Annotated in this window: 10 protein-coding genes; 4 read left to right on the top strand and 6 right to left on the bottom strand. The window is 30.6% G+C overall.

Features of this window, described 5'->3' with window-relative positions:
- Positions 1 to 47: 47 nt before the first annotated feature.
- Positions 48 to 293, bottom strand: a complete 246-nt coding sequence (locus tag ACZ5SO_RS10605) for a hypothetical protein (RefSeq protein WP_464624513.1) — start codon at positions 291 to 293, stop codon at positions 48 to 50.
- 476 nt (positions 294 to 769) lie between these two features.
- Here ACZ5SO_RS10605 and ACZ5SO_RS10600 point away from each other — a divergent pair, with 476 nt between their 5' ends.
- From ACZ5SO_RS10600 to ACZ5SO_RS10590, 3 genes are all read left to right on the top strand, one after another.
- On the top strand, positions 770 to 2857 hold the full coding sequence (locus tag ACZ5SO_RS10600; protein WP_464624512.1) for a glutamine synthetase III family protein: 2088 nt from the start codon (positions 770 to 772) through the stop codon (positions 2855 to 2857).
- A gap of 123 nt (positions 2858 to 2980) precedes the next feature.
- A complete protein-coding gene (gene asnB / locus ACZ5SO_RS10595; RefSeq protein ID WP_464624511.1) occupies positions 2981 to 4645 on the top strand; it encodes an asparagine synthase B in 1665 nt (554 codons plus the stop codon).
- 104 nt (positions 4646 to 4749) lie between these two features.
- Positions 4750 to 6054: a transglutaminase domain-containing protein gene (locus ACZ5SO_RS10590; protein WP_464624510.1), complete on the top strand. Its 1305-nt coding sequence runs from the start codon at positions 4750 to 4752 to the stop codon at positions 6052 to 6054.
- A gap of 142 nt (positions 6055 to 6196) precedes the next feature.
- On the opposite strand, the gene ACZ5SO_RS10585 is transcribed toward ACZ5SO_RS10590, so the two are convergent.
- From ACZ5SO_RS10585 to ACZ5SO_RS10565, 5 genes are all read right to left on the bottom strand, one after another.
- The gene (locus ACZ5SO_RS10585; protein WP_464624509.1) at positions 6197 to 7867 is read right to left on the bottom strand and encodes an ammonium transporter; all 1671 of its coding nucleotides are present in this window, start codon (positions 7865 to 7867) and stop codon (positions 6197 to 6199) included.
- A 317-nt stretch (positions 7868 to 8184) separates the two neighbouring features.
- On the bottom strand, positions 8185 to 8940 hold the full coding sequence (locus ACZ5SO_RS10580; RefSeq protein ID WP_464624508.1) for a metal ABC transporter substrate-binding protein: 756 nt from the start codon (positions 8938 to 8940) through the stop codon (positions 8185 to 8187).
- Positions 8937 to 9740 carry a metal ABC transporter permease gene (locus ACZ5SO_RS10575; RefSeq protein WP_464624507.1) on the bottom strand — a complete coding sequence of 268 codons (804 nt, stop codon included), beginning with the start codon at positions 9738 to 9740 and terminating at the stop codon, positions 8937 to 8939. Before ACZ5SO_RS10575 ends, ACZ5SO_RS10580 begins: the two co-directional genes overlap by 4 nt.
- Positions 9733 to 10761, bottom strand: coding sequence for a DUF1893 domain-containing protein (locus tag ACZ5SO_RS10570; RefSeq protein WP_464624506.1), 1029 nt, complete (start codon positions 10759 to 10761; stop codon positions 9733 to 9735). The genes ACZ5SO_RS10575 and ACZ5SO_RS10570 overlap by 8 nt, the downstream gene beginning before the upstream one ends.
- 170 nt (positions 10762 to 10931) lie before the next feature.
- Entirely contained in the window at positions 10932 to 11348 is a 417-nt protein-coding gene (locus tag ACZ5SO_RS10565) for a DUF3842 family protein (protein ID WP_464624502.1), read from the bottom strand.
- 209 nt (positions 11349 to 11557) lie between these two features.
- On the opposite strand from ACZ5SO_RS10565, the gene ACZ5SO_RS10560 reads away from it, so the two are divergent.
- A complete protein-coding gene (locus ACZ5SO_RS10560) occupies positions 11558 to 12079 on the top strand; it encodes a 2Fe-2S iron-sulfur cluster-binding protein (protein ID WP_464624505.1) in 522 nt (173 codons plus the stop codon).
- Positions 12080 to 12094 lie beyond the last annotated feature (15 nt).

The raw sequence follows: 12094 nt of genomic DNA, 5'->3' as shown, positions 1-12094 counted from the left end.
TTATCAAAATGATAATTACATTCTAGCTAAAGACTTATTGTCTTAATTTATCTTTTTAACTGCAAAACTCCGGAGTCCATATAAAATATATGGAAAGCATAATACTCCTTATATTCAGGATATATACCATAACCTGCAAAACCGCCGCCCAAGCCGTTTGATCTATCGTGCATAAGTTTTATTGAATCTATTGCAATCTGGCCAGAAAATCTTCTGCCTTTTTTTGAAAAGATACCGCTAATTGCGCATCCTGAGGGGATACGTATCTCCCCTTCTTTTTTTATTCGGTCCATTACTTTTCTCCTTATGATTCCAAAATCAATAAGTCTAAAATGAAAAAACGCCCATAGTTATCCTAACTATGAACGTCTTTGTTCAATCTTTTTATTTTATTTTTATATATAATATAGTGTTAAAACGCTAATTAGACTTCTTTGTCTTAATAAGGATATTATTGAAAAGTGTCATCCTTGTCTAGCATTTTATTAATTTTTTATTAATATAATATGTAATTTTATGCATAAAATGCATATTGAAAAAAAGATTATTTTAATAAAAATATTTTTATTTAGTTACTGGGAAAGAAATTAAATAAAATTTCAAAAAATTTCGGTTAAAAACATAAATTGGAGAGTTGACAAAAATAGTAGTATGATGTATTAATTTATTAACAGCAAAGGCGCTGTAGTTCGGTTTTGAGCTACAGCGTCTTTTTTAATTTTCAAGAATTTTAGGAAAAATATAAGTTTTAAAGAGAGGTGCGCTGTATATGCAAAAAATAAGTGATTATTTTGGCTCAATGGTATTCGGTGATGATGCTATGAGAGATAGACTACCAAAAGATGTTTATCGTGCATTGAAAAATACAATCAGAGAAGGAAAAGAAATAGATTTAAATATAGCTAATGCGGTAGCTCATGCTATGAAAGAATGGGCTCTTGAGCACGGTGCAACTCATTTTACTCACTGGTTCCAACCTTTAACAGGTATTACTGCTGAAAAGCATGACTCATTTATTAACCCAGCTAAAGATGGTAAGGTAATTTTATCATTCTCAGGTAAAAACTTAGTAAAAGGTGAACCTGATGCATCTTCATTTCCTTCAGGTGGTTTAAGAGCTACTTTTGAAGCAAGAGGTTATACAGCTTGGGATCCTACTAGTTATGCATTTGTTAAAGACGAAACTTTATGTATTCCTACAGCTTTCTGTTCATATAGTGGTGCAGTTTTAGATAAGAAAACTCCATTATTAAGAAGTATGGCAGCTATAGATAAAGAAGCTAAAAGAATTTTAAAGTTATTTGGACATGATGTTAATAGAGTTCAAACCACAGTTGGTCCAGAACAAGAATATTTCTTAGTTGACAAAGAATTATATAATAAAAGAATAGATTTAAAATATACAGGTAGAACTTTACTTGGTGCTAGAGCTCCTAAGGGACAAGAATTAGATGATCACTATTTCGGTTCTTTGAAGCCTAGAGTTAGTGCTTTTATGCAAGACTTAGATAAAGAGCTTTGGAAATTGGGAGTTTATGCAAAAACTCGTCATAATGAAGTATCTCCAGCTCAACATGAATTAGCTCCTGTATTTACTACAACTAATGTTGCTTGTGATCATAACCAATTAACAATGGAAATTATGAAAAAAGTGGCAGATAGACATGGTTTGGTTTGTTTATTACATGAAAAACCTTTTGCTGGATTGAACGGGTCTGGTAAACATAATAACTGGTCAATTTCTACCGATACCAATATGAATTTATTAGAACCTGGGGATAATCCAAAAGATAATGCTCAATTCTTATTGTTCCTAGTAGCCGTAATTAAAGCAGTTGATGAGTATCAAACTCTTCTTAGAGCAAGTGTGGCATCTCCGGGCAACGACCACCGTCTTGGTGCAAATGAAGCTCCTCCTGCTATAGTTAGTATGTTTATTGGATCAGATTTAGAAGAAATATTGGAAGCTATTGCTGACGGTAGAGAAATTGATGGAAAGCAAAAAGAAAATATGCTTTTGGGTGTTGATGTTTTACCAGACTTTGTTAAAGATACTACTGATAGAAATAGAACTTCACCATTTGCCTTTACAGGAAACAAATTCGAACTTAGGATGTTAGGAAGCGCTGCAAGTGTTTCAACACCAAATACTGTATTAAATACAGCTGTTGCTAAAGTATTAGAAGAGTTTGCTGACGAATTAGAGGCTGCTGATGACTTTACTGTTGCTTTAAGTGATTTAGTTAAGAGAACTTATAAAGAACACAAGAGAATTGTATTTAACGGTAATAACTACAGCCAAGAATGGGTTGCTGAAGCTAAGGAGAGAGGTTTAAGCAATCTTAAAACTACTGTAGAAGCTGTTGGAGCTTACACAGAGAAGAAGAATATTGAGTTGTTTGAGCATTTTAAAGTATTAACTGCTTCAGAACTATATAGTAGGGCTACAGTTTTATATGAAAATTATGCTAAAACAATAAACATTGAGGCTTTGACTTTGGTTGACATGGTTAGAAGAATGATAATCCCAGCTAGTAACAAGTATTTAAGTAATCTTGCTGGTGAGGTTGCAAAGGTAAAAAGTGTTTTACCAACCATAGATTTAAAATCACAGTTAAGCTTAATGGAATCAATTTCTCAATTACTAAATTGTTTAAGCGAGAAGGTAAATTTAATAGAAGAAGAACTTATTAAAGCAAAAGCTATCGAGGATGAAAATAAAAAAGCAATTTTCTTCCAAGATAAAATCTTTAACTTAATGAGTGAAATTAGATCTTTTGCAGATGAGTTAGAATTACTTGTTGATAAGGATTGTTGGCCAATACCAACTTATGGTGATCTTTTATATTCGGTTTAATACTTTTTGTATTATTAGTGAATATGTTCAATTTTTTTAGTTTTTTGGTTGCTGCACTTTTGTGTGGCAACCTTCTAGAATTTTAAGGGATTATGGTATTTTATACTTTTAAGGAGTCAAATTATGTGTGGATTTGTAGGAATGTTTGATATAGAAGACGATTCTTCTTTGTATAGGGAACAGGTTTTAAAAATGTCTAAGAAAATTAGACATAGAGGACCAGACTGGTCTGGGATTTATCAAGGTGATAATGTTATTCTATCTCATGAAAGATTGAGTATTGTTGACCCCTTATCTGGTAAACAACCCCTTTATAGTAAAGATAAAAAGATTGTCTTAGCGGCTAATGGTGAAATTTATAACCATTTAGATCTTAGAGAAAAATATTGTAAGGATTATGATTTCCAAACTAATAGTGACTGTGAAATTATCATAGCTCTTTATGTAGCTAAAGGTCCTGATTTTATTGAAGATCTAAACGGTATTTTTGCTTTTGCATTATATGATAGTGAAAATGATTTCTATTTAATAGCAAGAGACCATATGGGTATTATCCCTCTCTATCAAGGTTGGGATGTTAATGGTCATTATTATGTAGCAAGTGAACTTAAAGCCCTAGAAGGAATTTGTCCTTCAGTTTGTACTTTCCCACCAGCTAGTGTTTATGATAGTAAGAGTAAAAAAGTTCAAACTTGGTATAAAAGAGATTGGATGGAATATGATAATGTTAAAAACAATGGTGGAAGTCCTGAAGTAATTAGAACTGCTTTAGAAGCTGCTGTAAAAAGACAACTTATGAGTGATGTACCTTATGGTGTATTACTTTCAGGTGGTTTAGATAGTACTGTTATATCTGCTATTGTAGCTAAATTTGCTGCAGAAAGAGTTGAAACTCATGATAAAGAAAAAGCTTGGTGGCCTCGTCTACACAGTTTTGCAATTGGACTAAAAGGTTCTCCTGACTTAGCAGCTGCTAAAATAGCTGCAGATTATTTAGGCACAGTACACCATGAAGTTCATTTTACTGTTGAAGAAGCATTAGATGCTGTTGAAGATGTTATTTATCATCTAGAGACTTATGATATTACAACTGTACGTGCTGCAACTCCAATGTACTTATTAGCAAGAGTTATTAAGAGCATGGGTATTAAGATGGTTCTTTCAGGTGAAGGTAGTGATGAATTATTTGGTGGATACCTATATTTCCACAAAGCTCCAAACGCAAAAGAATTCCATGAAGAGACTGTAAGAAAATTAAGTAAACTTCACTTATATGATTGTCTTAGAGCTAATAAATCATTAGCAGCATGGGGAGTAGAAGGAAGAGTTCCTTTCTTAGATAAAGAATTTATGGATGTTGCGATGAGCATTAATCCTGACTTAAAACTTTGTAATGATAGAATTGAAAAATGGGTATTAAGAGAAGCTTTTAAAGATATTGTTCCTAAAGAAGTTTGTTGGAGACAAAAAGAACAATTCTCAGATGGTGTTGGTTATAACTGGATTGATAGTTTGAAGGCTTTAACTGATAAATTAATCACAGATGTTCAATTTGATAATATTAAAAATAGATTCCCAATTAATACTCCTGCTACTAAAGAAGAAGCTTATTATAGAATTCTATTTAGTAGACATTTCAAGAGTGAAGGTGCTGCATCAACAGTTCCTCATGAAGCTTCAGTTGCTTGTTCAACAGCTACAGCTCTTGAATGGGATGAAAGCTTTAAGAAAATGAATGAGCCAAGCGGAAGAGCTGTAAAAACAGTTCACGAGAAAGCTTATAAATAAAATCTTATTTGTTCTTTCCCTTTTATTGATTAATTTTGGTAAAAGGGATTTTTTTGTCCAAATTAATGTTATAATATTTAAAAATATTAATTTAAGGAAAATGAATGAGATTGAAAAAAAATAAAAGAATAATTATTTTATTAATGATTTTTAGTTTCTCTATCAGCAATCTTTTTGCATTTTCTTTTTATTATAATTCTTTAAATTCTTCTAATAAAAAAATATATAATGAAGTTTATTCAGCACTTAAAAACAAGCAAGATTCTTTAACTGTAGATGTCTTTGATTTTAATTTATTAAGTGATATTTATTTTTATGTTCTAAGTGATAATCCTTCTATTTTTTATGTTACAGAGAAGTTAAATTATACTTCTTCACTTATTAATGATGAAATTGTATCAGCTCAACTTGAATTTAATTATAAGGATATGAGTGATGCAACAATTATTTATAATAATATAAAGTTAAATAATATATTGAGAGATATTGAAAGAGATGTATTAGGTTTCTCTGATTTTGAAATTGTAAAATATGTGTATGATTATCTGATACAAAACTCTTATTATGATAAGGATTTTCCAGATCAATCCCTATTAAGTATTTTATTAGATCAAATAGGATTGTGTACATCTTATGCTAAATCATTTAAGTTCATAATGGATTATTTTAATATTGATTGTTTTTTAGTTGAGGGCAAATTTAAAGGACAAACTGATAGCCATGTTTGGAATATGATAAAGCTTGATAATCAATGGTATCATGTTGATGTAACACAGGGCGATTCAACTAATGAATATATAGATTATAGTTATCTTTGTGTAACTGATGAGCAAATATTAAAAGACCACATAATACTTACATCTATAGATCTTCCAAAAGCAAATTCAGACAAATATTATTATTTAAAAAATATTGGTGGGTATTTTACTTTTTTTGATGACCAAAAAGTTACAGAAACTATTTCTAATTATATTAAAAAAAATAATGACATTTTTATTCTGACTTTTAAAGATAGCAAAGCTCTAAACAATGCTAAATCGTTTTTAATAGATAACCAAGGTTATATTAAAATATATTTAAAAAATGGATTAGAGCCATCAAATATAAATTATTTTATAAATGATTTAACTGATACTCTAATCATAGTAAATGATAAAACGTTAGAATCAGTTGATACAATTTATTTTGATAATTATTCTACTTCTAGTTTAGTAAAAAAACTTGAAGAAAAGTATTCAGATGGTAAAATGAGTTTTTTATTGTTATTTGAAAGTGAATCAGATTATAGAGCAGCAATAGATTATTTATTTGAAGAGAGAGAAATCTTTAATGTTTTTGAAGATTTAAAATCAATTGATATTATTTATTATGATGAGATAAATAGAGTTGATTTTACTATTTTAAATTAAGTTCATTTCATCTTTTTATAAATTGATCTAAATTATGTACTTTTTAAAGCTTTAAATATAAATATCCAATAGAATTTAGACATAAGAAAGTCCCAAGGTATAATTTATATACGATGGGACAGTTGAATAGTTTTAATTAAACTTAGTCTTCTTGAAGGGCTGCATAGCCTTCTTCTCCAGTTCTAACTTTAATTACGTTGTCAACATTATATATGAACATTTTTCCATCTCCATAGTGTCCTGTATATAATGTATCTTTTACAGTTTCCACAACAGTTTTTACGGGGACTTTAGAAACCACAACCTCAACCTTAATCTTTGGTAATAACGTCATATCTAATGGAACACCACGATATAGTTCAGTTACACCTTTTTGCATGCCACATCCCATAACATTTGTCAAAGTTAATCCTGTGACTTCGATATCATTTAAAGCTTTCTTAAGTGCAGGGAATTTGCTTCTCTTAGTAAGAATCACGATCTTAGTGAATTTAGATTTTTCATCTCTCTTATCTACAACTTTAACAGCCTTTTCTTTAATCTCTGTAGGTGTACCTTCTTCTTCTAAATCAATAGGAGTTCCAGCACCTGTTACGATTGGCATAAAGTCAGCATAAGCATTATCTAATCCGTGTTCTTCTAAGTCTAATCCAGCAATTTCTTCTTTAGCACTTACTCTTAAACCAACAGTTTTCTTAATTAGTGTAAATACGATTGTCATTGTAACAGTAACCCAAGCTATTACAGCAACAACACCGATAATTTGAGTAATTAATAATGAAGCACCACCACCATATAATAAACCACCATCAACAGCTAAGAAACCTGTTAAAATTGTTCCTAAGGCTCCACATACTCCATGAACTGAGAATGCACCAACAGGATCATCGATTTTAAACTTGTTCTCTACAATTTCAATTGCATATACAACAGTAATACCACTGATTAATCCAACGATAATAGCACCTGCAGGAGATACTGCATCACAACCTGCTGTAATTCCAACAAGACCAGCTAGAGCACCATTGAGTGTCATTGATACATCAGGTTTTTTATATTTAATCCATGTAACACACATTGTAGCTACTGCTGCTGTTGCAGCTGCTAAGTTAGTTGTTATAAAGATTTTTGAAGCACTTAATATTGTTTCATCTCCAGTTAATCCTACAGTTGAACCACCGTTAAAACCAAACCAACAAAACCAAAGGATGAATACACCAAGAGCACCAAGTGTTAAACTATGTCCAGGTATAGCCTTAGCTTTACCATCTTTATCAAATTTTCCAATTCTAGGACCTAAGATTTTAGCGCCGATTAGAGCTGCAACACCACCTACCATATGAACTGCAGTTGAACCTGCAAAGTCGTGGAAGCCTAAATCTGCTAACCATCCGCCACCCCAAATCCAGTGACCGCTGATTGGATATATAAGAGCACTAATAATGATTGAATATAAACAATATGATGAGAATTTAGTTCTTTCTGCCATTGCTCCTGAAACTATAGTAGCAGCTGTAGCACAGAATACAGTTTGGAAAATTAAAAATGCAAATGTTGGATAGCTGCCTGAATAATCATTTTGAACAAAAAAGTCAGGAGTTCCAATAAATTTACCTGCACCAAACATCAAACCAAATCCAATAATATAAAATACTATAGTACCTAATGCAAAGTCCATTAAGTTTTTCATTATAATATTTCCGCTATTCTTCGCCCTTGTGAATCCCGTTTCTACCATTGCAAATCCCGCTTGCATGAAGAATACGAGTACTGCACCTAATAAGACCCATAATGTGTCAACTGATGAATACATTTTCCCCTCCTGAAAATAAAAAGACGCGTGACCCAGTATTATTTGGATCACACGTCATTGTGTGGTATTTATTCGAAATGAATCGAAAAACAAAATGATAAAAAAAAGATTGCCTATAGGTTATACAAAAAAAAGACGATGCAAGATTTAGTAGTCCTGCATCGCCTTTGATGTATATACATTTTTTAATAATATTTTAAACTTTTGTCAATACAAAAAATGAATTTTTTTTGTATAAATATGTAAACTAATTTTTAATTCCTTATCTTATAAGAATTTAAAAAAAATTATAAAAGTGCTTTTTTTTATAAGTGTAATTAAAATTTACTTAATAAAGAGTCAATATTATTTTTTAACATATTATATAATGCCTCATCTTCATTAGTATCTGGGAAATTTCTCCAAACTATAACCTTTGCATTTTGATTAACATCAGATAAAGGAGAAGCGAGAGGATTATGGATATTATCAATTATTAAAGGAGAATCTAATTTAGAAACTTCATCAATATTTTTAGGAGATATAGAAGAAGGACCAAAAGTTCCAACTACATTTAACCCCAAAGATTTGGCAAATGCAACTTGATGAAAATGAACATAAGCATCTAGCTTATCTATTTGTTTCGCTTTTATTTCTTCTCTAGCTTCTTCAAATAATTTTTCAATTTTTTCAACCCTAATTTTACTTTTTTCCTCAGTGTTATATTTTGTGCTAATCTTTTTAGCTTGATCTTTAATATTATCGAGGGTATTTACAGTATTAATTTGGATTTCTATATCTTCATCGATTAGATTATTACTTAATGTTTCCATCATGGCTTCATAACCTGCATATACGAAAGCCTTGCTGTTTTGTATAGTTAATATATCACTTGGTAATATTTCGTATTCTGGTGGATGAGTTAAGTCTGAAGGGGCGATACTTATAACATTGTCTAACCCTCCTACATAGGCAAAAGAAGCACACCAACTAGTGCTAGCTACATAATCTGATTTAACCTCTTTTGTCCCTTGGGCAAAAAGGGCTAAGCCAAAAAACAAACAACTAAGTGAAATAATTAATTTTTTTCTCATTGTATTTTCCTCATTTTTATTGATTTTAAAATTGATATTAATATATAAATTAGCACAGCAATTATAGCTATTGTTGCACTTAAAGGTAGGTTGAAATATAAAGTTGTAAAAAAGCCAAATAACGCTAATACAAAACCAAAGATTGAAGAGAAGATAAATAATGTTTTTGTTGCACTACTAACTCTTGAAGCAATTAACACAGGGAGAATTAAAAGGGCATCAATTAATAGTGCTCCAATTAACCTCATTGCTAATGCTACACAAAGTGCAATAATTATAACCATAAAATTATAGTTTAGATCTACTTTAACTCCTAGACTTTTAGCTATTGCTTTATCAAAAAAAATTGAAACAATATTATTAAAATTTAAGATTAGATAAAGCAAAACTACTATTGTTAAGAGGGCTAAAATACTTAAATCTAAATAACTTAAAGCAAAAGGCGATCCCCATAATAATTGAAGTGAATCTTTAGCAGGTACATTGAAAGTATGCATTAAAAGAGAAGCAAGTCCCATTGTAAAAACCATTGCTGCAGCTGATGAGAAAGAGTTTGAACTTGGAATTTTTATAATTAAAAATACTACAATTAAATTAACTATTATTATAATAGGTAAGGTTGGCACATTTAAAGCAAGGGCAAGTGCACCTCCTAAAATTACTCCGTGCATTAGAGCGTATCTTAGAGGAACTAAATCAAGTCTTAATACCATTACCCCGCATAGAGGGAAAGAGATTCCTGATAGGATTAAAGCAATAAAAGCTTTGAATATTGGAGGAAGAGTTAATAAACTAAGCATTATGTCTCTCCATTTTATATGTATCCCATTTTAAAGTATCTTTAATATCTTTATCATGGGTAATTAGAATTATAGTTGGCATTTCTCCATTTCTTAAAGATTGCAATAAAGTTACAAGTTGAGCTTTGCTATCTTTATCTAAGAAAGATGTTGGTTCATCTAGAATTAATATTTTTGCTTTTTGGCATAAACATCTAGCAAGAGATACTTTTTGTTTTTCCCCGCCTGATAGAGAATAATAGTTTCTGTCTATTAGATGTATTGCTTTGCATTTCCTTAAACTCGTATCTATTAAATATTTTCTCTCAGCTTTACTTAAGTCTTTGTTTATCCCCATAGATACAACTTCTCTAACACTAATAGGGAAGGCTTGGTTTTCTTTTTCTTGTTTTATATATCCTATTGTTTTGGTTTCTAATTTATTAATTGGTTTTCCATCTATTAAAATTTTTCCACTAATAGGTTCTATTTCTTGGAGTAATGTTTTTATTAAAGTTGTTTTTCCAATCCCGTTATCGCCTTCAACAATTAAAGCATCTCCCCCTTTGATTTCTAAGTGATCAAAGGTATATAACACTTTATTTTCATAACCAATTTTTAAATCTTTTATTTCAACATTTAAACCAATTCCTTGTTTTGCTCTTATTTTAATTTTTTGGTAAATAACATCTACTGAATTTTCTTTTTCAAATAAATCTTCAGTTTTACAAAGTAATTTATCTATTAACTTAGAATAAACAAGTTCTACATTATGTTTTTCTAATAATGATTTTGCTCTTTCACTTACTAAATTAAATTTTACTCTTTTAATATTTAATTTAATCATGATAGCAGCAGCAGCTTTTCCTCCAGTTGTATCGTGAGCACTTAAGTTATCATATTTTTGGCTGGAATTGCTCAAAAATTTATCAAGTTCGAATAGGGGATATAACCAAGAACTAGAAGATGTAAATATTAATTCATTATCATTAAATACGTTTAAAGTAGTCCCTTTGATTAGGGGCTGGGTAAATTTTTCCATTGTAAAACTCCAAAAAAAAATAGCAAGGAGAAGCAGATATCTAATGTATCTAAGCCTTCCTGGCTAAAATAAAAACAAAAAAAATGAAAAGTAAGATTCCTTCTTGAAATCCTAGATTTAAGATATAATGTATTTGAATATATGTCAATTCACAATTTAACTAAATATTTTTATAACAGTTCTGCAATTGATTCAATAATTTCGTTAATGATTGTATCAAGCCCAATTCTAGTTGTACCTGCTATAGTTATATTACATTTGGATACGGGTATAAATATTTTATGTGCTTTACTTTGGCCAATGGCAAGTGCCATCTTAGGAGTAATTTCACCATGTAAGGCATCAGCTATTATAATACCAATTGGCCCTATAATAATATCAGCATCACGCGCTGCAACTATGACAGGATTCTCGCCAGTTGCAATCCCATCTGCACCACTTTGAAGCATAGCAGCTGTAGCTATGCTATTAGTTCCAATGGCTATTATTTCTGTATTTGGATATTTTTCTTTTATCTTTTTTATTAAGGTTTTTCCAAGGCTTCCACCTTGTCCATCTATCACAGTAATCTTTTTATTTGTTTTCATAAGTTTATTATAAATTATATATCTAAATATGAAAACATATATATTAGTTAAATGACTAGTAGTTTAGATCTAATCAATAAAATTATATTGACAAGGATAGAAGTGTTGTGTGAGAATATAGATAGCGTTGTATCACAGACTTAACCATTTCGTTAAACTAAGCGACACGCAGATTTTCAAGCACAACGTGCAAAACCGGGAGGAACGCTGTGCATACTTTCAGCGTCAATGGTAAAAAAATAACAACGGATGTAGACAAATCTTTACTAAGATTTTTAAGAGAAAATCTTAATTTATATGGTACTAAAGATGGTTGTAGTGAAGGAGCTTGTGGAACTTGTACTGTCATAATTGATGGTAAAGCAACAAAAGCTTGTCTAGCAAAAATTTCTAAGCTTGATGGAAAAAATATAACTACGATTGAAGGTCTAACTCAAAGAGAAGAAGAAGTATACGGGTATTGTTTTGCTGCCGCAGGGGCAGTTCAATGTGGGTTCTGTACTCCAGGAATGATTTTAGCTGCTAAAGCTTTGATTGATGTTAATAACAATCCTACACCTTTAGAAGTTAAAAAAGCAATAAGAGGTAATATCTGTAGATGTACAGGCTATATTAAAATTGAACAAGCAATTTTAGATAGTGCTAGATTTTTTCGAGAAAATTTAGAAATACCCAAAAATAGTGATAACCCCCCTAGTTTGACAGCTGATTCAAGAAACCTACTCCAATAAATACTTATCTCATAA

It is taken from the genome of Pleomorphochaeta naphthae (assembly GCF_055396005.1).
Note: the sequence above shows the minus strand (reverse complement) of the source record. Positions and strands in the feature narration are given on the sequence as shown.

Excerpts from the sequence above, each read along its gene's own strand:
- ACZ5SO_RS10605 (WP_464624513.1), bottom strand. The coding sequence starts at position 293 with ATGGACCGAATAAAAAAAGAAGGGGAGATACGTATCCCCTCAGGATGC.
- ACZ5SO_RS10600 (WP_464624512.1), top strand. The coding sequence starts at position 770 with ATGCAAAAAATAAGTGATTATTTTGGCTCAATGGTATTCGGTGATGAT.
- asnB (WP_464624511.1), top strand. The coding sequence starts at position 2,981 with ATGTGTGGATTTGTAGGAATGTTTGATATAGAAGACGATTCTTCTTTG.
- ACZ5SO_RS10590 (WP_464624510.1), top strand. The coding sequence starts at position 4,750 with ATGAGATTGAAAAAAAATAAAAGAATAATTATTTTATTAATGATTTTT.
- ACZ5SO_RS10585 (WP_464624509.1), bottom strand. The coding sequence starts at position 7,867 with ATGTATTCATCAGTTGACACATTATGGGTCTTATTAGGTGCAGTACTC.
- ACZ5SO_RS10580 (WP_464624508.1), bottom strand. The coding sequence starts at position 8,940 with ATGAGAAAAAAATTAATTATTTCACTTAGTTGTTTGTTTTTTGGCTTA.
- ACZ5SO_RS10575 (WP_464624507.1), bottom strand. The coding sequence starts at position 9,740 with ATGCTTAGTTTATTAACTCTTCCTCCAATATTCAAAGCTTTTATTGCT.
- ACZ5SO_RS10570 (WP_464624506.1), bottom strand. The coding sequence starts at position 10,761 with ATGGAAAAATTTACCCAGCCCCTAATCAAAGGGACTACTTTAAACGTA.
- ACZ5SO_RS10565 (WP_464624502.1), bottom strand. The coding sequence starts at position 11,348 with ATGAAAACAAATAAAAAGATTACTGTGATAGATGGACAAGGTGGAAGC.